At 35.6% G+C, this 18,444-nt stretch carries 18 protein-coding genes, 2 pseudogenes and 1 riboswitch; of the genes and pseudogenes, 3 read left to right on the top strand and 17 right to left on the bottom strand.

The window, feature by feature from the left end:
• The first annotated feature begins 14 nt into the window (after positions 1 to 14).
• Positions 15 to 560 (top strand): transcriptional regulator, encoded by a 546-nt coding sequence (locus V7S50_RS17495; protein ID WP_242254558.1) that lies wholly within the window; start codon positions 15 to 17, stop codon positions 558 to 560.
• Positions 561 to 737: 177 nt separating this feature from the next.
• Here V7S50_RS17495 and V7S50_RS17500 read toward each other — a convergent pair whose 3' ends face one another.
• From V7S50_RS17500 to alo, 6 genes and pseudogenes are all read right to left on the bottom strand, one after another.
• On the bottom strand, positions 738 to 1,166 hold the full coding sequence (locus V7S50_RS17500) for a YvaD family protein (protein WP_309259123.1): 429 nt from the start codon (positions 1,164 to 1,166) through the stop codon (positions 738 to 740).
• Positions 1,163 to 1,525 (bottom strand): annotated as a pseudogene (locus V7S50_RS17505) (DMT family transporter). Before V7S50_RS17505 ends, V7S50_RS17500 begins: the two are co-directional and overlap by 4 nt.
• 14 nt (positions 1,526 to 1,539) lie before the next feature.
• Complete coding sequence (locus V7S50_RS17510) at positions 1,540 to 2,097, bottom strand: TetR/AcrR family transcriptional regulator (RefSeq protein ID WP_152155687.1); 558 nt, start codon at positions 2,095 to 2,097, stop codon at positions 1,540 to 1,542.
• A gap of 384 nt (positions 2,098 to 2,481) precedes the next feature.
• Positions 2,482 to 2,997, bottom strand: a pseudogene (locus tag V7S50_RS17515) (DUF6998 domain-containing protein); the annotation flags it as partial.
• 436 nt (positions 2,998 to 3,433) lie between these two features.
• Positions 3,434 to 4,663 carry a serine hydrolase domain-containing protein gene (locus V7S50_RS17520; protein WP_242254560.1) on the bottom strand — a complete coding sequence of 410 codons (1,230 nt, stop codon included), beginning with the start codon at positions 4,661 to 4,663 and terminating at the stop codon, positions 3,434 to 3,436.
• Positions 4,664 to 4,985: 322 nt separating this feature from the next.
• Positions 4,986 to 6,524, bottom strand: a complete 1,539-nt coding sequence (alo, locus tag V7S50_RS17525; RefSeq protein WP_242254561.1) for an anthrolysin O/cereolysin O family cholesterol-dependent cytolysin Alo — start codon at positions 6,522 to 6,524, stop codon at positions 4,986 to 4,988.
• A 406-nt stretch (positions 6,525 to 6,930) separates the two neighbouring features.
• On the opposite strand from alo, the gene V7S50_RS17530 reads away from it, so the two are divergent.
• Positions 6,931 to 8,277 carry a short-chain fatty acid transporter gene (locus V7S50_RS17530; RefSeq protein ID WP_242254562.1) on the top strand — a complete coding sequence of 449 codons (1,347 nt, stop codon included), beginning with the start codon at positions 6,931 to 6,933 and terminating at the stop codon, positions 8,275 to 8,277.
• Positions 8,278 to 8,317: 40 nt separating this feature from the next.
• On the opposite strand, the gene V7S50_RS17535 is transcribed toward V7S50_RS17530, so the two are convergent.
• The 4 genes from V7S50_RS17535 to V7S50_RS17550 form a co-directional block, all read right to left on the bottom strand.
• Positions 8,318 to 8,671: a group-specific protein gene (locus V7S50_RS17535; RefSeq protein WP_242254563.1), complete on the bottom strand. Its 354-nt coding sequence runs from the start codon at positions 8,669 to 8,671 to the stop codon at positions 8,318 to 8,320.
• Entirely contained in the window at positions 8,668 to 9,243 is a 576-nt protein-coding gene (locus V7S50_RS17540; protein ID WP_242254564.1) for an NAD(P)H-dependent oxidoreductase, read from the bottom strand. Before V7S50_RS17540 ends, V7S50_RS17535 begins: the two co-directional genes overlap by 4 nt.
• Before the next feature lie 23 nt (positions 9,244 to 9,266).
• On the bottom strand, positions 9,267 to 9,656 hold the full coding sequence (locus V7S50_RS17545) for an SWIM zinc finger family protein (RefSeq protein ID WP_242254566.1): 390 nt from the start codon (positions 9,654 to 9,656) through the stop codon (positions 9,267 to 9,269).
• A 253-nt stretch (positions 9,657 to 9,909) separates the two neighbouring features.
• Positions 9,910 to 10,227, bottom strand: coding sequence for a hypothetical protein (locus V7S50_RS17550; RefSeq protein WP_060631563.1), 318 nt, complete (start codon positions 10,225 to 10,227; stop codon positions 9,910 to 9,912).
• A 40-nt stretch (positions 10,228 to 10,267) separates the two neighbouring features.
• A riboswitch (SAM riboswitch) is annotated at positions 10,268 to 10,366 on the bottom strand.
• A 122-nt stretch (positions 10,367 to 10,488) separates the two neighbouring features.
• On the opposite strand from V7S50_RS17550, the gene V7S50_RS17555 reads away from it, so the two are divergent.
• On the top strand, positions 10,489 to 10,680 hold the full coding sequence (locus V7S50_RS17555) for a hypothetical protein (protein ID WP_000554029.1): 192 nt from the start codon (positions 10,489 to 10,491) through the stop codon (positions 10,678 to 10,680).
• Between the two features lie 32 nt (positions 10,681 to 10,712).
• On the opposite strand, the gene V7S50_RS17560 is transcribed toward V7S50_RS17555, so the two are convergent.
• The 7 genes from V7S50_RS17560 to rraA form a co-directional block, all read right to left on the bottom strand.
• On the bottom strand, positions 10,713 to 11,435 hold the full coding sequence (locus V7S50_RS17560) for a YwiC-like family protein (RefSeq protein WP_242254567.1): 723 nt from the start codon (positions 11,433 to 11,435) through the stop codon (positions 10,713 to 10,715).
• Between the two features lie 185 nt (positions 11,436 to 11,620).
• Positions 11,621 to 12,322: an ECF transporter S component gene (locus V7S50_RS17565; RefSeq protein ID WP_242254570.1), complete on the bottom strand. Its 702-nt coding sequence runs from the start codon at positions 12,320 to 12,322 to the stop codon at positions 11,621 to 11,623.
• Positions 12,295 to 13,956, bottom strand: coding sequence for an ABC transporter ATP-binding protein (locus V7S50_RS17570; RefSeq protein WP_242254572.1), 1,662 nt, complete (start codon positions 13,954 to 13,956; stop codon positions 12,295 to 12,297). The genes V7S50_RS17565 and V7S50_RS17570 overlap by 28 nt, the downstream gene beginning before the upstream one ends.
• A complete protein-coding gene (locus tag V7S50_RS17575) occupies positions 13,929 to 14,807 on the bottom strand; it encodes an energy-coupling factor transporter transmembrane component T (RefSeq protein WP_242254573.1) in 879 nt (292 codons plus the stop codon). The genes V7S50_RS17570 and V7S50_RS17575 overlap by 28 nt, the downstream gene beginning before the upstream one ends.
• Positions 14,808 to 14,829: 22 nt before the next feature.
• The gene (locus V7S50_RS17580; protein ID WP_242254575.1) at positions 14,830 to 15,663 is read right to left on the bottom strand and encodes a DUF4430 domain-containing protein; all 834 of its coding nucleotides are present in this window, start codon (positions 15,661 to 15,663) and stop codon (positions 14,830 to 14,832) included.
• A gap of 58 nt (positions 15,664 to 15,721) precedes the next feature.
• A complete protein-coding gene (locus tag V7S50_RS17585; protein ID WP_242254577.1) occupies positions 15,722 to 17,509 on the bottom strand; it encodes a DUF4430 domain-containing protein in 1,788 nt (595 codons plus the stop codon).
• 338 nt (positions 17,510 to 17,847) lie between these two features.
• Positions 17,848 to 18,327 carry a ribonuclease E activity regulator RraA gene (gene rraA, locus V7S50_RS17590; RefSeq protein WP_242254578.1) on the bottom strand — a complete coding sequence of 160 codons (480 nt, stop codon included), beginning with the start codon at positions 18,325 to 18,327 and terminating at the stop codon, positions 17,848 to 17,850.
• Positions 18,328 to 18,444 lie beyond the last annotated feature (117 nt).

The raw sequence follows: 18,444 nt of genomic DNA on the forward strand, positions 1-18,444 counted from the left end.
CATAAGGTGATATAATGAGTAATAAAGTTGAAATTTTAATGCATCCGGTAAGAATGAAAATTTGCCAAGTGTTAATGAGAAATAAAGAAGATGGGCTAACACCATTAGAAATGGTAAAAATCATTAAAAATGTACCACAAGCAACACTATATAGACAGCTACAAACTATGGTTGATTCTGGTATCGTCCATGTGATTAAAGAAAAAAAGGTAAAATCTGTTTCTGAAAAATATTACGCAATCAATGAAGAAGATGCAAAAATTGAAGGAAGTGAATGGAAAGGATTATCTGATGATGAAAAGTTAAACTACATTTCCTATTATCAGTTATCACTTATGACACAATATCAAAGTTACCTTAAGAAATTAGAGGAACAAAACAATCAAGAAGATACTGCTACTTTTTCTGTAGTAGAATTAAAGCTAGATGAGGAACGCTTTGGAAAATTTCAAAACGAACTTAACGAATTAATGATTAAATACTACAATAGCCAAAGTAAAAATAACGAAATAGAGGCTCCGGTTCGGACCATCGCTATTACAATTATTCCAGAAACGTGAACTCACTCAATATACATAATACAAGCCGATGTTTCCTTACCATAGGAATCATCGGCTATCTTCATTTCAAAAATTATTTTGACTACTACTGTATGGCTAGCGAAAAAACTTATCTAGAAGCTGAAATGTTGTTGCATCTAGAATTCGAATGTGCTTAAAGATCCAATCTTTCTTATATTACATGAATTCTTTTCTTTCTTTTCTCATGTTAGTCTCATACCATCCACACTCTCTCCAAACACTTTTTAAAAAGAAGCATGGATAAACTAATAAATATAAATTAGGGATCCACCAAGACATATCAAAATCTAAACGGATTGTCCAAAATGCTAGAGCCTGTAACCCTGAGCAAAAAGTTAAAATTAATGATAAAAATGCAAAGTGGCTCCAAATATGTTTTTGTTTAGAATACAAATACAAACTTAAAAGTCCCGTTAACGAGATTAACAAATCCAAGGGTAAAAAAGACCAGTTCCATGCTACTAAAATTGGGTCTTCATAATCTTTAAACAAATATTCTTGCGGAATCATATGAAAAATTGTTATGAGCCAATATACAACAAATCCAAGATCAGTAATAAGGAAAAAATACTTTAATCGATTCAATGTATACGTTCCTCCACTATTTCTTTTTTCTTCACTTCATGTGCAGCACTATTAAAATTTAAAATTACGACTCCAATTAATATAAAAAGAATTGCTAGTATCTTAATTATATTGATACTTTCTCCAAAATAAATAAAACCAATTGTTGTAATCGTTACAATTCCCATACCTGACCAAACCGCATATGCAACGGACATTTCCATCCCTTTTAATGCAAATGAAAGAAATGTAAAACTTGCTACATAAAATACAAAAATAAGAATGCTTGGTACTAGTTTCGTTAATCCATCAGATTATTTCATCGCAGTTGTACCCGCTACTTCAAATAAAATTGCTAAACTTAAATAAATCCACTGCACTATTTTCCCACCTTTTATTTCGAATTAGAAATGCCATATAGTAACATGTCCATAATCGATTCAAGCATACTTCCCAATGTATAATCACTCTTTTCAATAAACATAGGATCATATATGCGATTCAGTGCCCCCAAATACACTTCAATAAAAAACGAAATTTGAATTTTTCTTATGCTTCCTTCTCTCATTCCCTCTTCTATTAAACCGATTACAGTAGACCAGCCTTCACGTAAAAACTGATCTAATTTTAACCATTGGTAATAATGATGTTTTTTTAGTTCTACTAATAAACGTGCATCCATAAATTGAAATTGTTGTGGAATGCAAATTAAAATGAGCCTTATTTTTTCAACTGTTTGTAACGTATCATCTTCAGCGATATTTTTTTCCTTTTCTTGAATATTTTCTATTACATTACGAATAACTTCATCTACTATTTCATCTTTTGAAGAGAAATGCTCATAGATTGTCCTCTTACTGACAGCTAATTGTTTTGCTAAATCACTAATTGTAAATGTAAACCCCTTCGTTTGAATTTGATGAATGGTTTCTGTTACTATTCTTTGTTTCATAATCCGCCCCCTAAACCTTTGGTACCAATTTAGTTTTGTTGGTACCATTTCATTTTACAATATTTAACACAATATATACAACTAACATTTCGAATTTTCTTATTTTTAACTCAAAACAGGTAAAACATAAGAGCGTTGAGAATCATACCTGCATATTTAACAATCAAGTGAATGTATAAAATAACACTTATACATAAAGATTTAAATAAAGTTAAATGCAATTGTATAAGGCTATGTTTGTATATATTCTTTTTTAGCTTGATGGGGCCGGATAGAAAATATTAGTCACTGAGCACTAATATTTTTTGTTTCATATGATTCCTATAACAATTACAAAGCTGAAGAATCATTGTTGGAGCTGTTTACTTCTGCTAAAAAGACACCCTATAGGAGTGTCTTTTCTACTCTTTTTAAAGAATTTATATCAACCTCATAAGTATTCCCATATGGTCTAAGCGATGGAATCTCTTCCTTTGGCCCATAAAATAATAGTTTCAAATCATCATCTTTATACTGAACTACGAAGAAGTCATCAAATTGGTCGAATGTGTTTTGATTGATCGTAATAAAACCTTTTTCTTGGGCAGTTGTTTTAACACTTATTCTTCTCCCTTCTTTGATGACATCATATCCATGCTGATTCGTCACTTTGGATAGCTCACCATTCATATAAAGAACACAAAAAAATTCACCTAAACGACCTATAAGATGTCTTAATTCAGTCGCCTTACAACCAAGAACATTCATTTCAAATCGTAACATTTCAAAGTATGCCTCATATAATTTTTTAATTTGTGAGATTCCTATTTTATCCTTATCCTTATCCTTATCCTTATCCTTATAAAAAAGAAGTTTCCCATTATCCCACTCACCTACAACAGATTCACAATCTGTCCCTTCGAAGGAGTTTAAGCCTTGCATGAATGACTATAATGACTATTTGATTGAGCAATCGATATGTTGTGCCGAAACGTCAATATATTAAAAAAAGGATCTCTCTTTATCAAGAGAGATCCTTTTTTTACTTCTTCTTCTTTTCTGTCGGTTGGCTTTGTTTAGCGAAATTAGATGAATCATCGAAATTCGGTTGCTTTTTACCAGCATTATTACTTCTACCTTTTCCCATATGTAATGCACCTCCTCTCGTCCTTACTATTCCCAATAAAAAAATCCTCTTGCATCCAAGAGGATTTTTTGTTGTGCTATTATTAATAATGCCCAACTGTTACCGCAGTACTTCCAACACGGTCCAATCCTAACTTTTAACCATGGTGTTGATCGTGGCCATCAAGCCTATGATTATCTATCCGTCTTGGCGTTTTCCTTTAAACGTACCCTAGTCTTCGATTGCTTGATAGGCCGTAGTCCAGAAGTCTTGGATAAGATGCGATGGGGCCGGAGTGGACATCCCAACCTGGGTGAACAGAATTCCAATAAACTGTTTATCTGGATCAGCGTAAGCTGAAGTACCGGTTCCACCATCCCAGCCGAATTGACCAATAGACGCGTAGTCTCCAAGATAAGTACGCACCGCCATCCCAAAGCCCCAGCCACCTTGAATCCCTTGTCCGAACGACAAATGGACGTTATTTTTGGCCAAATCGTCTCGGTATACTTGTTGTTCCGGAGTAAGACGGTTGGTGGTCATCAGCTGGACTGCGGGCCTAGACAGGATCCGTTTAGTACCGTGCATCCCTTTATTCAAAAGCATCTGCAAATACGCGTGATAATCGTCGACGGTTCCAAGCAGTCCACCACCGCCTGCTTGGAATGCTGGAGGTTTGCTATAACGTCCATCCGCCCCCTCATCCCACACGATGAATTCACCTGTCTGCGGATTGGGGTTGAAGGCTGGTGGAAGCCGATCAATCTTGAGCTGAGGTACGTAGAATCCAGTGTCCTTCATTCCTAGCGGATCGAATATGCGTTCGTGCAAGAACGACTCGAACGTCTGACCCGTGACCCTGGCAACAAGAACGCCGATTACTTCTATACTGATATGGTACTGCCACCGCTCTCCGGGCTGATAGCTTAGCGGAAGTCCACCTAGGCGACGCATAAACTCATCTGGATCAGGCATATCCTGCCCTGGCGTGTCGAATATCCCACTCTCAAAGAACGCGTTCATGATTGGAGAACCCATCAACGTGAGATCCACCCCGAGCCCGAATGTGGAGGTCAACAAGTCTCGTACAGTGATAGGACGCCGTGCTGGGACGGTCTCTTCTAGCGGGCCATCGGGCTGTTTCAACACTTGCCGGTCGGCGAGTTCCGGTAGCCATTTGTCTACTGGGTCGTCTAAATGCAGTTTGCACTCATCGAGCAGAACCATTACTGGTGAAACTGCGATTGGCTTGCTAGTGGACGCCAATCGAAAAATCGTGTCCCGACGCATTGGTGCACCACCATCATGCCTCATTGTTCCAAGCGCTTCGACATGCGTCTCACCGTTTCGGCTGACTAAGGCGACGAGCCCAGGAATCTTTCCAGAATCGACATGCCACGCCAATATATTGCGCATTTTGCGCAATCCTGTTTCAGAAAAGCCCTTATTGTTTTGTCCCATTTTGTTCTCCTTTAGTTTAGATTGAGATTTCTAATACATATTGACAATCAATTATTAGTTCTTCAAATAGAAAAATTCCCCTTTTTAATAATTTCGACAAAATGCATTTATATACATGGAGGCACCATGCATCACTATCAACCTAAGATAGGCTACATTTATGGGGATTTAATAATGGGGAATGCAATCATTAATAACATTGATACAGCCATAAAAAAATATGATTACAAGATTTGCGAATTGATTATGATACATCTAAAAACACCAATATTCTTTCAAACAAGTAAAAAAGCGCCCTATAACCAGGGCGCTTTACTCCAACCTAATGACTAATATTAGCAGTTGGGTATAATGTTGTTCCTCCAATTGAAACCTTTATTTCATTTGTTAATGGAACATTTTGTTCATTAATAATGGTTCTCCACCATTCCCATGCAAGACCTGTACATTCTCTTGCTACGATTTTTATATTTTTTGAATTTGGTGGAAGAGGGATAACTGTAGAGTAATGAGCCGTTTTGTCTCTGCCACTACCTTCCCATGTTTTATGTGTTAATACTTCTTTACCATTTTGATCAAATGTGAATTCATCCCAAGATACATCAAATTGAGCAACGTAAGCACCGTAATGATCAAGTGTCATTTTTGCACTTGAATATTCTGTAGTTGTCGTCTCAATATAATCTGTATTGTTATGAACAGCAGCAGTTGCATTATCTTTTAAGAAAGTGCTTGTATATGAAATTGGATATGCTGGATTTTTAAGACTTAATTCAGCATTATCTTTAATGATATTTCGGATTTCATTGAAATCTTTTGTAACAACCTTGTTATGCTCTTTCGCATCTCCGCCTAATACTACAGCAGTAAAGGTACTTTCTTCAAAAATATCTTTGTACTGTCCACTCGTTTCAACGCTGTTATTCTTAAGTAAAGCTTTAAAAGCAGCTTGTACATCTTTGCTCTTAGATGTTGTTTCTAATTTTACATAAACCGTTCTACCATAAGCTACATTTGAAACCATAACAGGTGGAGCCGAATTACTTACTCCTTTACGAGTTAACTCACCAAAAGTAACACTATTATCAAAGAGATCAGATGGATTGTTAGGTAGTTCAGCACTTACAGTATAAAATATTTGTTTATATGCGGCCACCATCACTTTCTTTTCTCCATTTGCAACCGCATTAAAGTCAATATTTAGACTGTTATCAAGATATTTAGCGTTAACATTAAGAGCACTTGCGATTTGTGATTTACTATAAACCATAGATTCTGTATACTGCATTCTTGCAGGTAACGTATGTGTTGTAGAATACTTTTCATTCCAAGTAGATACTAAATCGTCTACTGCTCCAGCCACATTACCATATGTCGGATTTTGGACAGTGATTGTATTTTCTTTTCTCATGCCAGGTAAGTCTATACTAATATTCAAAGGTTTTCTCTTAGCCACTAATAAACTCGGTTGATTGTCTGCAAAAGCTTTATTAGCAAGTTGTACAGCTCCTGGATACGTGCGATTTGCTACAGAATCAATAATTGAAATATCGACTGGTGATGTTGTAAGTGATTTTTTCTCGCGTTCCACTACTACAAATTTACCATTTGAATTGATACTTTCTTTCGGAACAAAACTCGCTATCTTATCACCATTTACAGCTAAAACCTCTTGATTATTATATTTAAGGCTTGCTATACCAGTATCAATGCTACTAGCATTTTTAGTTATATCAGTTGCATTACCCGCTTGTGTTTCTGCGAAAGAAATAGATGAATAATTAAGAGTGCATAGACTAACTAATAAACATGTAAGGAACTTTCTTCTCTTGGTATTTTTCTTAATGTTCAGAAAAATCACCCCATTCTTTTTTAGTAAAGATATAATAACGATGGATACATGATAGCTAACGAATAAACTTACATAAACGCTTTTAAAAGTTCTTGGACTAAAGGAATTACTCCACCTAAAAATTTTAAAACTGCCATTGCGATTTCCATATTACTTCCTCCTCTTTGCTGTATTAAGATGTGTTGAATATTTATGCTTTCATTATAATAAGCTTTTGCATTTGCATCAATTCATTTTTATATGCAATATTTCATATTGAGGAAAAGCAACTTTTTCTGTCAGATGATGATGGTACTACTCTTCTTGACAATATTTCAATCCCTCTAAAAATATCAGAATTTTCTAATTATAAAAGGTTATGAACGAATCAACCTCGAATAATTGTAATACATATACATAAGGAGGTTGATCTATTTTGTTTCGTTCTTTTACAAATGGTTGCGTCGTCTTGGTGCAACGTTTCTTGCCAGAACCGTTTATTTTATCATGTTTATTAACTGTTTTTGTTATCTTCTTCGGCATGTTTGCAACTCACCAAACACCAGTCGAGATGATCACTCATTGGGGTGATGGCATTTGGGGGCTTCTCGCCTTTTCTATGCAAATGGCACTTGTACTCGTGACAGGATCGGCTTTAGCAAACGCACCTCTTATTAAAAAAGGATTAACGAACGCGGCAAGACTACCGAAAACGAATGGACAAGGTATTATTGCCATTTCAATCGTAAGTTTACTAGGGGCATACATAAACTGGGGATTTGGTATTGTTGTATCTGTTTTATATGCAAAGGAAGTAGCGAGGCAGCTTGAAGGATTAGATTATAGACTAGCCATTGCTTCTTCTTACTCTGGATTTCTCATTTGGCATGCGGGGCTTTCTGCTTCTATTCCTCTTACGTTAGCAACAGGCGGCGAAACGTTAATCAAAACGACAGCTGGAAGTATTAAAGAAGCGATTCCTATAACTGAAACGTTATTCTCACCATACGCTCTCGTTCCAGTTATTATCTTTTTAGTTACGATGCCTCTCATTAATAAGGCGATGCATCCAGATGCAAAACATACAATAACAGTAGATCCTAGCGTATTCCATGAGGAAGCTGCCGCTCAAGAGGTAGGAAAAAATACGTTCGCTGAAAAAATGGAAAATAGTATCATCATTACACTTTGCGTTGGATTGTTAGGTCTCATTTATATTTTCAATTACTTTTATACGAAAGGTTTTAACCTTACTCTCGATATCGTGATTTTTATGTTATTAATTGCTGGTCTTATTTTTCACCGCACTCCAATTCAATATATTCGTGCTTTTTCAGATTCTACGAAAAGTGCTTCTGGCATTTTACTTCAGTTTCCGTTTTACGCAGGAATTATGGGGATGATGATTGGAGCAAATAGTGAAGGACTTTCACTTGGAGGAGCTATTTCTAATTTCTTTATTAGCATTTCAAACGAAACGACTTTCCCCCTCTTTACTTTTTTAAGTGCTGGCATCGTTAATATTTTCGTTCCATCAGGAGGTGGTCAATGGGCAGTGCAAGCACCAATTATGATTCCAGCTGGTGCTGAACTTGGTGTACCTGCTGCAAAAACAGCAATGGCAATTGCGTGGGGCGATGCTTGGACGAATTTAATTCAACCTTTCTGGGCATTACCGGCATTAGCGATAGCCGGTTTAGGCGCTCGTGATATTATGGGATTTTGCGTTGTCAACTTACTATATGCAGGATTTGTCATAAGTCTATGTTTCCTATTTATTTAAACGAAAAGCTAGTTTTATACTAGCTTTTTTACATAATAAATTATTTATTTCCCATGCAATTTATAATACCTCTCCACTCTATATCCGTAAGATGTAATGCCTCACATGCAAAAAAGTCTTCACATACTTTTTCAATCAGATGTGGATTTTCCCTCAAGAAATTCCACTGTAATACTTTAGGAAGAAAATATATTTCATATTCTTTACTTCCCCGTACTACTTCATCAACTTCTCTCTCACAAATTCCTCTTATTAAATAATCATTCCTTAACTCTATTTGAATTTGCTGAAATGTTGCGCTACATTTTTTCAATTGAAGTAAACATGTAATATACGTTCGTAAAAGTTCGTTATCATACCCACAACATTTTATAATACATTCCATTTCATTCATAATGTACGAGCCTTTTCTTCTATTTGTAATAACCACTTTTCCCGCTTCTCTCGTTTACTCGTTTTCACAGATTGAAAAACTGACCGTTTTATATCGCGAATTCCGCAAAAACGTAAAATACCTCTCTTCATCATAATCCAATCTGCTGATCGATATAATAGTGCGACGTACCATAATGGTGAGTCTAATGTATTAATTACCCACGCCTTCTTACCTTTCAATAACCCTTTTGGCAGGGCACCTTCATATTTATAAGCAAATCCAGCTACGAATATGCGATCAATAAACCCTTTTAAAATAGCCGGCATCCCCCACCACCATATTGGATAAATGAAGAGAAGAGTATCCGCTTCTTCCACTAACGTTCTATACCGAGCTGTTTCTTCTTCATTTACTAAATCACGCCTTTTCTTCTCTTCATTAAAAACAAGGACTGGATCAAATTGTTCTTTGTATAAATCAAGTACAGTAACTGAATGATTTGTTTCCTGTAGTCCTTTTTGTACATGATCTAAAATCGCCTTGTTAAAACTTGAAGGACTAGGATGAGCGTATACAATTAGTACATTCACTGCCAAACAACTCCCTCTATAAGTTAAAGTTTCCCCTTCTTTAACATCTTCTCTACAATTTGCACGTTTTTCGAACTTTGCAACAAACGATTTAATACTGTGATTAACTCTTCCTTTTCTAAATCTTTCAGTTTCTCTTTCACCTTACTCTCACCAGCATCTTGAATATCATAAACAACTGCCGCCATATGCTTGCAAAGATTCTCATACGGACACTCGCAGCTACTTTCTGTAAAATCTTCAAGATCAATAATCACTTCATAGTTTCCTGCATTTCCAGTAACGAAAGCAAATACTTTTTTGTCTTGTATTTCAACATCTTCTACATGTCCTTCTTCATAATATTCATAACCTTTATCCATAATGTATTTAGGAATCCATTTCGTTATATCATTTAATAAGTAAGCGTACATAATAGCACCTCTTCCTTTAATTCCCTTTTGACTTCCACAACCCCTGCATGTTATTCTAATAACTGTCAAATAGCAAGTCTATGTGACAAAACGACTGACACCTATTCGGCGGAGGTGTCTCTTTTCATTTGCAGCCGATATGAAGTGCCTCTTTCAGGCACATTCAATCTTTGACACTACACACTCAACACCATTCCCTGTATCAGGCTGCTTAAGCAGTCTTTTACTCTACATACTTCAAAAAAAAGAGAGCTTAGCTCCCTTTTCTCGCCTTATAAAATACCCCTTTTTCAGTATAGAGATATTCATCAGCTAATGTAATTTTCCCATCCAGTTTCAGTTCATCTAATAGCCTTGATAAATAAAATTGATGTAACATCTTTTTCGTGAATTTTCCTTCATGATGCGAAACGATATGTTCTTGAATATCTAACAATGATATTGGCTTATCTTGCTCTATCATATATTCATAAACTGTACTACGCAGTTTTACGTATTTTTCGAGTGTCACAGTAATGCGCAACCCCTTTCTTCTTAATATAAATTTTCGTAATCGGTTTTTTTGCAACAAAAAAACCTCTCCGATAAGAAGAAGTTACGTATATATCTTCGTCTTATCTCCCAGAACAAATATGTTCTGCTGGAATTAGCACCTGCATCGCGGTTGCTGGGTTTCATCGGGCCAGTCCCTCCACCTCTCTGGATAAGAAAATATTCACTTAAAACCTACTATACGTAATTTCACTTTAATTGTCAAACAAATATAACAAATTATATTTTTTTCCTTACTGTTCATACTATATATATATGAGTATTCAAGGAGGAGTATGAAATGCATCAAAATGCTCGCGGATATGTACAAGATTCTTTTCAATCGTTACAAGAAGCAAAACATTGTTTAGAAGAAGCACTACAGACTGTTGAAAAAGATTTTAATCGTGCTCGTATTGAGCAATCCCTTTATGCGATCGAACAAGCTATTCAACGCTGCGATTACACCGTTCACATTTTAGAACAAGATTGAAAAAACTTCCCATCAATTGATGGGAAGTTTTTTCAAATGGCATACTTCATAATTATTGCCGTTATGATTAAAAAATATACAGAATTAACAATTTCTAAAATCCCTACTTTTATAATTGAAATTTTTTTGCCATACAATATAATTGCTCGAATGACACTTGGTATAAAAATAAGAGAACACCACGGATTGATAGCAAATACGATGATCGTTAACACGATATGATAACCCCAAGATATAAAACGATACTTCGGATTATTTTTCTCACGAATCATCGTTTTCACATAAAACGTACTTCCTAAAAAATATAAAAATGAAATAAGCGCAATAAATACTGCTGTTTTATCTAGAAGCTTCATTGAAAAATAATAACTAACTAAACCACCTATACAGAAAACAATAATTGCACTAATGTCATTTAGTAATGCTCTTTCATTCTTTTGACGAGCGTAATACATATTTACTATAAATAAGGGAATCATTACCACTACGAATAAAAGAATGCGCCATTCATATAATAGAGAAATCATCCCAAATACGAAAGCGATGATAAAATATACAATTGAAGCATGTAAATACTCTTTTTTTCGTTTTTGTTTTATGTACATAAGAAATGGATACGTAGCTAAATAGATAAAGAACCAAGCTAAAAACAATGGGATATGATACATAGTAGGTTTCCCAAGAATAACACTTAATAGAAATGGTATAACAAGCATGGCCCATGCACCATGTTGCTTCGGAATAACTAACTTCATTAACTATACACCTCCCTTTTGAAAATAGTTCTCACCTATTATTATACAAATAATTTTATATAATAGCCGACGTATATTGAATCGATTTTTTGACAAATAAAAAATGCTCCTTACAATATGTAAGAAGCATGAAAGAGGCAAACGAATATGTAAGTCGCGACCCTACCTTATATGAGTATGCTTTTCTATGCCATGTTATGCTTATCTAATATGCCGTATTTCCTTTTAAATCTTGTAAGAATCGTAATCCAAGAAGTACTAAATAATAGTAAGAACATAACATTCGAAATCGCATGGCTCAAATCGAAATAAAAACTTGCTATATAATATGAAATGACAGCTTCCCACGTTGCTTCACGTATAAAACCAAGAAGCCCCCAGAAATTCATGATCCAGCCAAATAAAAAGCCCACGAAGAACCCATATAATAGTCTCCCCCATAACTTTTTCATTAAAAATGTATTGCGAAGTAAGCCTGCTATAAAACCAATCATACCCCATGAAAACATTTGCCACGGTGTCCACGGACCTTGTCCTAAAAAAATGTTAGATACGATGGCCGCTGTTGCCCCGATCATAAATCCAGTTTCGCTTCCAAACACAATTGCAGAAACGATAATTACAAAAGAAGTCGGTTGTACACTCGGTAAAATAGAAAATGGTACGCGGCTAACTGCTGCAATTGCCGCTAATACGGCAACGAGAACAATTTCACGTGAAACAAATGCCTTCCTTTCAAAACGGATATAGAAAGGTAACATAATAACAACTAATAAAAACAAACTACTTAACAGGTAATAACCGTCCATGATAAGTGTAGTAAAGAGTAATGTGCCTATTATTACTGCAAAAATACATATTATGAATGCAACATATCGTTTGGACACGCTTCGTACACATCCTCCCACGTTAATGCATATGGCAATTCTTTACGAATGAATCGGTTAATAGATGTTGTATAAAAGAAGTTACCACTAAAAAATTCTTTCGGTGCATCATTCATAATAACTGCTCCGTCAAATAACATCATACATTGATCCACGTATTTCGCTGCAAACTCAATATCATGCGTTGCCATTACAATTGTTGTCCCTTCTTTTTGCAACTTTCTAAATAGCTCTCCTACTCTTTCTTTCTTCCATGGATCTAGTCCTTTTGTCGGTTCGTCCAGTAATAATAACGCCGGCTTTGATAATAACGTTGTACATAATGCAAGTAGTTGTTGCTCTCCTCCGCTACAATCATGCGGATGGCGTTCTTTAAGCGAGTACAACCAAAACTGTTTTAGCGTATCTTCTGCAATTTCTTTTCCTTGTTCTCCGTATAATTCACGTGCACGTTCATACACCTCATCCCACACTGTATCAAATGTAAAATGATAATACGGATGCTGCGATACATACCCGATCCTTTTAAATCGTTCTTTCGAATCAATTTTATGTATCACTTTCCCATTCCACTTTACTTTCCCTCTTCTCGCTTTTTGTAATCCAGCTAAAATCGTTAACAGTGTAGACTTACCCGTACCATTTTTCCCAACAAGAGCCACCCATTTCCCTTTTTCAATCGAAACTGTTAAATCTCGTAAAATAAGCGTACTGTTTTTTTCATATTGAAAAGAAATATGCTCTGCATGTAAAATGACTTCTTGCTTTTCACTTTGTGCTACTGGCTCGTTTACATATGACATCACTGAAAAATCATTCATCTTCATTTGTGCTTCTCGCACTGTAAACGGAATATCTTTCGCATTCCACTCTAAAAACAATCTTGGAATTTGCGGAATAAACGGACGAAACTTTTCAACTTCCCACATATTCGCTATAACCATTTTAGGACTACCATCATACACGATTCGGCCGTTATTCATACAAATAACGCGCGTTGCGAGCGGAATTACTTCATCTAAACGATGTTCACTTAAAACGATCGTAATGCCAAGTTCTTCATTAATACGTTTTAACAATCCTAAAAACTCTTTCGCAGCAATTGGATCTAACTGCGCTGTTGGTTCATCTAGTAATAATAATTTCGGCTGCATAACTAATACTGCCGCTAAATTGACAAGTTGCTTCTGCCCACCAGATAACGTATGAACAGATTGATGCAATAAATCTTGAAACCCTAAGAAACTAATAAGTTCAGCTATTCTCTTTTGAATAATATGAGATGGTAACCCGATATTTTCTAAAGAAAATGCTAATTCTTGAATTACTGTATCCATTACGAGCTGGTTTTCTGGATTTTGAAATACCATGCCAATTTCTTGGGCAGATAACAAATCCGGTACATTTTCTAATAAAGTACCATCATAATATGTATCTCCAGTACGCTTACCGATTGGAAGTAATTCCTTTTTAAAATGTTTTAATAAAGTCGTCTTCCCAGAACCAGAACCGCCAGCAAGTGTAATAAACTCTCCTTTTTGAATAGAAAGAGAAATATGCTGTAACGCTTTTTCGTTTTCATCAGTATATACAAATGATAAATTGTTTATTTCTGCATGCGCCACCATATCCATTCCCTTCCTTCCATTATGATTGGTAAACTAATAAACATCGTTAATACGACAAACATCATCCCATCGTATTGCTGAAAGAAAATAGATTCGACTTTCGGATAAATGATTAACTTTCCTCCGCCATACGTACTACATATAATAGCAATTATAAATAGAATACTTAAATAGCTGAGCGTATACCAATCGCGTCTTTCCATTCTATACCGAATATATGTCGTACGCTTCGTTACACCAAATCCACGAGCTTGCATAGAATCTGCCGTTTGCAGTGCATCTTCCAATGAACAAATTAATAATACTTGCAGCAATTGCATACCACTTTTCACGCGTTCAACAATGGAACCTGCATCTACTTGTACACCTTTCGTTTTTTGGACGAGTGTTATTTTCTGTAATCGTCTCATAAACAAAGGAACAAATCTCACTGTAATCATCGTTAACAATGCTACTTTCGGTGAAATTCTAGAAAATAAATATAAAAATTTATGGCTTGAAATAATATCATTATACGAAGCAAACATAAACATAATCGCAACTAATAATAACCCCATTACTAGTCCAAACATAATTGCCTCAAGCTTAATACGACTATCACCTAACCAAAATAATGTAGTTCGGCCTCTATGCGTGAATAACGAATTAAATAAAATGACCATAAAAAAGAAAACGATTGTACTCGGTAACATCTTTCTTATCTTTTCGCTATTCCCTTGCATCACATTTAAAATAATAATTAATAGTATTGCCCCAATTAAAAAAAGAGGATGAAGACACATCATACATAGTATCATCACCCCAATATAATAGAAAAAATTCACAAAAGGATGTAAAGAAGAAAAACTTATTTTCATAGTCCTTTACCGAATCCCTTTCTTATTTTAATACAAACACCCACTCAATCTTATCTCCTGGCTTTACTTTTACTACACCTGCACTATAGTTTGGAAAAGCACCGTTCACACGATATTTCCAGCCACTAGTATTAGTAATATCTTTCTCATATAAATCATTAATACCTTTTACATAAATATCACCTTTAGAGCCCATCACATCAAGCTCTAATCCTGTGTTCTTTAGCACATTATAGACCGTGTCACCTTCTTGTACATCAACCTTTTTCGCGCCTAATATGTATCCTTCATGTCCTTTTACGGAAATAGTAACTTGTTTTGCTTTAGGTTCTGGTACTGGATCTGGTTTTTTCGGTTCAGGAGTTGGTACTGTTGGAGTCGGTATCGTTTTCTCCTCTTTATTCGGATCAACTTTTTGCTCCTGCTTCGGTGTTTCTTTCGGCTGATTTACAACCTTCGCTTCTTCTTTTACTTCTTGTACTTTCGGTTGCTGTTGTTTTTCTTCTTGTGCTTTTTGCTGTTCTGGTTGCTTATTTACAGCTGGTTGTTCTTTCGGTTGTTCTTTCGGTTGTTCCTGTTGTTTCTCTTCTTTCTTTACTTCTGGCTGCGCCTGCGGCTTTTCTTCTACTTTTTGTTCTTGTTTCTCTTTCTGCTCTTCTTGCTTATTTTGCTCTTGTTCAGCTTGTTTTTCCTCCGGTTTTTCTTCCGGTTTCGCTTCATCTTTTTGCTCTTCTTGTTTTGCTACTTCTTCTTGCTTTGGTTCTACTTTCTTCTCAGGCTTTACAGCTACCTCTTCACATCCGGCAAGTAGTCCAAGTGAAAGCAGTAAAGAAATAATCCATTTCATCTTACTCATATGTTGTCTCTCACCTTTCATAATAAAATTAGGAGCAAATGATTGCTCCTAATTTTTGTTAAGCTGCTTTACGTCTCCATAATACATATGCAGAAGCAATACATAATACACCCATACCTACTTCTGTAGCTGCACTATGAGAAGATGTTCCTGTTTTCGGTAGCATGCTACCGTTTCCAGACTTTTTATTTTTAACCGGTTCATTATCGACAACAACTTTTAAATTGTCACCTTTTGTTTCTTTTTGTACTTGTTTTTGTTCTTCCGGTTCTTCTGTAACTTCTTTATCTACTACATTATTCTCCGGTTCAACAATCTTTTCTGGCTGTTCAATTGGTTTCGGTTTAATTACTTCATCAATGACTACATTCGACCAATCATAAATAGATTTCCCAAGTTCTTTAAACTGAATTAAAGCTAATAATGCTTGCTCTGTCGCCATTCCGCTACCATTTTGATCACCTGGTAACCATTTGAATTCACCATTTGGAAGTTGATATGATAATAGATTTTGCACTGCCTTATGTAGACGGTTTTGATCTACATCTTTCACAAGTGATAATCCAATAATTGCTTGTGCAGCACTATTAGAATTTTCTTGTCCATCAGCAGAGAAACCACCATTTTCTAGTTGTTCATTATATAAGTATGCAACAGCTTTTTGCACAGCTGGTTTCACATCTGCTCGGTCTTGATAAGGAGCTAACGCTGATAAAACCATACCTGTTACATCAACACTACTAGCACTATCTTTACTGCTTGCACTATCGTAAGTCCAGCCGCCATCCGTATGTTGCGCGTTTATAAGTGCCTCTACTAAAGCAACTCGATTCCATTTTGAATTTACTGGAACTTCATATTTCTTCGTATCAAATGCAAGTAAAGCAAATGTATAACCTGTAACAGAATTTACTTTATCTGATTCGTACAATTTTTGAACTAAATTATGTTCGCCTACCATTTTCGGGTCTGCATTCATTGCATTCATCATAATAATCGTTCTAGCTAAATCTGTCGCTGAAAAACGATTAATGCGCTTTTCTACTTTTTCAGTTACTGCCTTAACATAATTTAATTTTGCCTCAATTGGCACATTCTTTCCAGAACGAGAAAGGCCTAATGCTACCCAATCACTTTCAATTCCATCTTGTAACATCTTTTCAGATGTCTTAGAGATTGCTTCATTTACTTGTGCTGCTGGCACTTGAATGTTCTCTTGTTTTGGTTGTTCTGGTTTTTCTGGTTTTGGATCATCCGTCTCTGGTTCTTCTGGCTTTTCTTGTTTTGGATCATCTGTTTTTGGTTCTTCTGGCTTTTCTTGTTTTGGATCATCTGTTTTTGGTTCTTCTGGTTTTTCTTGTTTTGGATCATCTGTCTTTGGTTCTTCTACCGTTTTACAAGTACCAAATTTATCTAATGTTTGTTGTAATGTTTCTTGACTCATATTGCTCCAGTCTGAAACAAAGCGAAAAACAACAACATCTCCAGATTTTAATTTATAACTATCCGCTCCAACTTCTGCAGATTTATCATTTACATCATACAGCCAGCCACTTGTAGCCCCGGCCATTAGCCCATCAATGCCTTTTACATACGTTCCAAACGACATCGTTTCAGCTTCTACTTTGTCCCCCATGACTTTTTGCAGCAAACTTAAAGCTGTTTCCCCATCTTTAATTTGCTCTTCTTTCGGACATAACATAATGCCTTTTTGTGATTCACCAATAATTGCAAGTTTTGCTGTATTTCCTTCAGCAAACGTAATATGTACTGTATTCGCAAAAGAAACAAATACAAGTGTAACTGCCATTAACGACGTAAGCAGCCATTTTTTAAAGATTGCCATCCCAAAATTTCCTCCCTTACTACTATTCACACAAAAAAAGGCCCTTCAAGGGCGTGCAATTGACACTCTTTTTTTGTAAGTGTCGAACAAACTGTGCAACACCTCCTACCCGCATCATTCGCGGCTATATTTGTATAGGAAAAATAATTTTGTTCATGAACGTATCATTGTGATAACATTCACTTTTCTAGGCACAACTTACTTCCATTTAAGTTATCGTAAAACGATAAACCTATACATTCTGTTAATTTTAAATTTCTGTATTATTTTACTATTGACAAAGAATTTTGTCCATGATTTATCGGATTTATTTTCTAAGAATAGTAACTTACTAACCTTTAACGATGCAAACTCTTTTCACTAATAATGACGCCATCTTCATCCACATACACATATTCATTCGGCTTCCATTCTACTCCTCCAAATTGCAATGAAATATCACGCTCTCCTTTTCCTTCTTTTACACTTCTATTTGGCATCGTCCCTAACGCTAAAATACCAATATTAATGTTTTTTAGTTCACTAGAGTCACGAACATATCCATTTACAATAATACCTGCCAGCTTTCTTTCCTCCGCAATAGCTGCCAAATTATCACCAAGTAACGCACAATTCGTAGATGCTCCGCCATCAACAACTAATACCGTTCCTTCTGGTAATGTTTGCAATCCTTCTTTCACTAACACATTATCATCCTTCACTTTTACCGTTGCAATTTTTCCGTAAAATTTTTCTTTCTTCCCAAAAGACCGAAAAGACTGGCGACATATTTGTAATTCATTCTCAAACTCATCACATAGATCCGTAGTTTTCCACATCTTTTTTCCCTCTTTTCCTTTTCCTTTTACTTTTACTTTTACTTTCTATTTAACATATTCTTGGATTATTTTCGTTTCCCTGTCTAATGTTGCAATAATTTGTATGTGCGGGAATAG

This window comes from Bacillus sp. CCNWLW194 (assembly GCF_037120585.1).
GTDB lineage: Bacteria > Bacillota > Bacilli > Bacillales > Bacillaceae_G > Bacillus_A > Bacillus_A basilensis.

Coding starts and splice junctions, on each gene's coding strand:
- V7S50_RS17495 (WP_242254558.1), top strand. CDS start 15: ATGAGTAATAAAGTTGAAATTTTAATGCATCCGGTAAGAATGAAAATT.
- V7S50_RS17510 (WP_152155687.1), bottom strand. CDS start 2,097: ATGAAACAAAGAATAGTAACAGAAACCATTCATCAAATTCAAACGAAG.
- V7S50_RS17520 (WP_242254560.1), bottom strand. CDS start 4,663: ATGGGACAAAACAATAAGGGCTTTTCTGAAACAGGATTGCGCAAAATG.
- V7S50_RS17535 (WP_242254563.1), bottom strand. CDS start 8,671: ATGAATGAAATGGAATGTATTATAAAATGTTGTGGGTATGATAACGAA.
- V7S50_RS17545 (WP_242254566.1), bottom strand. CDS start 9,656: ATGTACGCTTACTTATTAAATGATATAACGAAATGGATTCCTAAATAC.
- V7S50_RS17555 (WP_000554029.1), top strand. CDS start 10,489: ATGCATCAAAATGCTCGCGGATATGTACAAGATTCTTTTCAATCGTTA.
- V7S50_RS17560 (WP_242254567.1), bottom strand. CDS start 11,435: ATGAAGTTAGTTATTCCGAAGCAACATGGTGCATGGGCCATGCTTGTT.
- V7S50_RS17570 (WP_242254572.1), bottom strand. CDS start 13,956: ATGGATATGGTGGCGCATGCAGAAATAAACAATTTATCATTTGTATAT.
- V7S50_RS17575 (WP_242254573.1), bottom strand. CDS start 14,807: ATGAAAATAAGTTTTTCTTCTTTACATCCTTTTGTGAATTTTTTCTAT.
- V7S50_RS17580 (WP_242254575.1), bottom strand. CDS start 15,663: ATGAGTAAGATGAAATGGATTATTTCTTTACTGCTTTCACTTGGACTA.
- V7S50_RS17585 (WP_242254577.1), bottom strand. CDS start 17,509: ATGGCAATCTTTAAAAAATGGCTGCTTACGTCGTTAATGGCAGTTACA.
- rraA (WP_242254578.1), bottom strand. CDS start 18,327: ATGTGGAAAACTACGGATCTATGTGATGAGTTTGAGAATGAATTACAA.